Origin of the sequence: Paenibacillus sp. TAF43_2 (assembly GCF_052113545.1) — a bacterium.
GTDB lineage: Bacteria > Bacillota > Bacilli > Paenibacillales > Paenibacillaceae > Pristimantibacillus.
This window is the reverse complement of the sequence record NZ_JBFRDK010000352.1, coordinates 1-2,041: the sequence shown is the minus strand read 5'-3', so window position 1 is coordinate 2,041 and position 2,041 is coordinate 1. Positions and strand designations below refer to the sequence as shown.

3 protein-coding genes are annotated in these 2,041 nt (G+C 33.3%); all 3 read right to left on the bottom strand.

Annotated elements, in window-relative coordinates; genetic code table 11:
• Window positions 1-24 precede the first annotated feature (24 nt).
• Window positions 25-792, bottom strand: a complete 768-nt coding sequence (locus AB4Z17_RS33275) for a hypothetical protein (RefSeq protein ID WP_441913803.1) — start codon at window positions 790-792, stop codon at window positions 25-27.
• Entirely contained in the window at window positions 789-1,382 is a 594-nt protein-coding gene (locus AB4Z17_RS33270; protein ID WP_441913804.1) for a hypothetical protein, read from the bottom strand. The genes AB4Z17_RS33275 and AB4Z17_RS33270 overlap by 4 nt, the downstream gene beginning before the upstream one ends.
• A gap of 309 nt (window positions 1,383-1,691) precedes the next feature.
• Window positions 1,692-2,041, bottom strand: a 350-nt coding sequence (locus AB4Z17_RS33265) for an IS3 family transposase (RefSeq protein ID WP_441964713.1), incomplete at its 5' end; no start/stop codon positions are given.

The following is a 2,041-nucleotide window of genomic DNA, read 5'->3' as shown; positions in this document are numbered from 1 at the left end:
TCTATAGATTGTAACTTGTATCAACTAATTAACTGTATGAGTAATTCCAGCAGTTCCTGACCATAAATAAATAGATCCTCCGCCCATGGTTGCATAAGACCAGTATTGGATATACCCTTGGCCTGAGACGTAGAAATTTTTCGTTTCTTTAAGTAAATTATATTGAAATTCAGCACTTATTCCACTAGTTGTATTTCCAATTACACTATCAACATCTCCATATTTTATTGATGATGGTAACTCGCCTTTAGGTCCGCCGACACTATGAAACAATATCGTTTTTTCGTATGCACTTTGATCTGTAACATCTGTACCAGTAGTTGTTATATTGTTAGTATACATATTCAAAAGTGAAGAAATTGTATTTGTATAAATGTTTTTCCAATTTAATATATCATAAATGACTACAGGTAGTGTATAAGAAGATAATTTTTTTACTGGACTTGAACCTGTTATCATTAATGGATTATTAGAAGCCCTCGAATCCACTGCTACAAAAACAATTTTAGCTTTACTTATTGCGAAAGACAAACCTGGCAATGCTGCTTCAAGTACTGCACTTCGTCCCCACAGCCTTACTCTTTCTCTACCTACTTGAGAAACAGGATCATATACCGCTGAAACACTTGCAACAGCTGTCTCAACGTCTTTATCATAAACTTCAAGGTATTTGCTATATGATCTCCCTTTATCATAATACTTCGTTTCTGCAGCAAATGCAGAAGAGGCCATTATGCCCATAATAACGGAAGAAATTGTAATAATGGAGATTGTTTTTTTTAGAAATCTCATTGTTTATTCGCCTCCATTTCAGCTATCATAATTGAATCAATTTCCTTTTCATTAAAGGTTTTTCCAAATGAAAGAATTGATACTCCTTCTTCCAAGGTTCCAACTACGGCATTACAAAGAAAATTGTTTGTTCCAGGCATAAATTGGACACTTAGTGTAAGGAATTTTTCTTCTCCTTCCTTTGTCTTAATTTTACCATCAATAGGTCCATAGATTAATGTTTGACCATCTTCTAAGGTTGTTTTCTTAAGCTGTGAATTCTCGAAATCAAAATCATATTTACCAGTTGAAAGATTTATAGATCCTTTACCTGTAACAAATAGGACATTTCCATCCTCATCGACATTTGTTTCCTTTATTTTTAAATCAATCTCGCTTTTTGTATCTTTGTCTTTATAAGTGCTAATTCCAAAGTTTTCAATATATGTTTCAATCTTGCCAATTTCTTTAAACTCATTGGGGATGTCTTTATTTTTTCCACTGATAACAAAATCGTATTCTTGAGAGTTTTCAGTTGATGCACCTACAATAAGTATGGTAGAAATAGAGAATATTGTAATAAGAGAAAGTAAAGCAATCAGTTTCTTCATCGACATAATCTCACTCCTCGTTTTTTATTGCTTTTCTAAATTTATTTAATGTAGTTTTTACATTAATTAACCTCCTACAGAAATAGTACATATATATTATGTATATTACAATAATTTACTAATAAATGAATCGAATTACATATTTCTAATGAGTACAAAACTATACATTAGTTCGATATAATTAGTTACTTTATCTCTATACATCTCTGATCCCTCAAAATTAATGTCGAATTGTGGCTAGTATATTTATTGTTCTGATCACGACAACCGCAGTTCAACTTGGATTGTCAACTTAAAACTGAACAACTTTTATAAGGGCATACTCCTGGCTTCAACAGGAGTTAGATAATCTATTGTTCCGTGAATCCTATGGTAATTAAACCAATGGACGTAATCATGGAGTTCGACATCAAGCTGCTCATCCGTAAGGAAATGCACTTGGTTAGCGAATTCCGTCTTGAAGATTTTAAATGTTGCTTCTGCAACGGCATTATCGTAGGGACAGCCTTTTCGGCTAAGGGATCGTGTAACGCCAAACGTTGTCAACGCTTCAGAAATGAGCTTATTATCAAACTCTCTGCCTCGATCCGTATGAAACATTTTAATACGATCTAATCTCTGTGAGATGCYCGCTATGGCTTTGTAAACAAGCTCTTTTG

Excerpts from the sequence above, each read along its gene's own strand:
- AB4Z17_RS33275 (WP_441913803.1), bottom strand. The coding sequence starts at position 792 with ATGAGATTTCTAAAAAAAACAATCTCCATTATTACAATTTCTTCCGTT.
- AB4Z17_RS33270 (WP_441913804.1), bottom strand. The coding sequence starts at position 1,382 with ATGAAGAAACTGATTGCTTTACTTTCTCTTATTACAATATTCTCTATT.